The sequence below is a fragment of the Candidatus Accumulibacter vicinus genome (assembly GCF_000584955.1).
GTDB classification, from domain to species: domain Bacteria; phylum Pseudomonadota; class Gammaproteobacteria; order Burkholderiales; family Rhodocyclaceae; genus Accumulibacter; species Accumulibacter vicinus.
Genome location: NZ_JDSS02000019.1, coordinates 372356 through 372863, shown reverse-complemented (window position 1 = coordinate 372863; position 508 = coordinate 372356). Strand labels below are relative to the sequence as shown.

Genomic DNA, 508 nt, shown 5'->3' with positions numbered 1-508 from the left:
CCCGACCCTTTTGGCGGGTCGTCGGCGAGCGCACTATTCACGGGGGCAGGAAGCCGGCTGAGCACGGGAGTCAGCGAGGATTTTCTTCCAGGGACGCTTTACACCATTCGAGGGTGGGCTTATGTCGATTCTCTTGGCGTTTCAACAGGGCTTGTCTTCATTGGCACAATAAGCAGCAATGCCGATCTAACGCAGATCATTCTGAACACAGACGGCTCCATCAACTTCTATTCCCAAGGCGCGTCTACGGTATTCAACATAACCAGCGCGGCAGGGGCGATCACTACCGGCAACTGGTTCTTCTTCGAGGCGGTTCGCGATAGAACCGAGGTGTTTCTGTTCGTCAACGGCTCGCAGGTCGCTTATGGGCTCGCGTCTGGTACAGAAACCAAGGGCAGCAATCTTCATCTGGGGTATGGGTTTACAACAAGCACGGATCGCGGGCTGACCGGGCGCCTTTTCGATGTTCAGTTCAGCCGGCGAGCAGAACACCGTGGAGCCTACTCCG

The 508-nt window shown here is 56.5% G+C and carries 1 protein-coding gene; it reads left to right on the top strand.

Annotated elements, in window-relative coordinates; translation table 11 throughout:
* A partial coding sequence (locus CAPSK01_RS08055; RefSeq protein WP_034924793.1) for a LamG-like jellyroll fold domain-containing protein occupies positions 1 to 508 on the top strand: 508 nt, incomplete at both ends.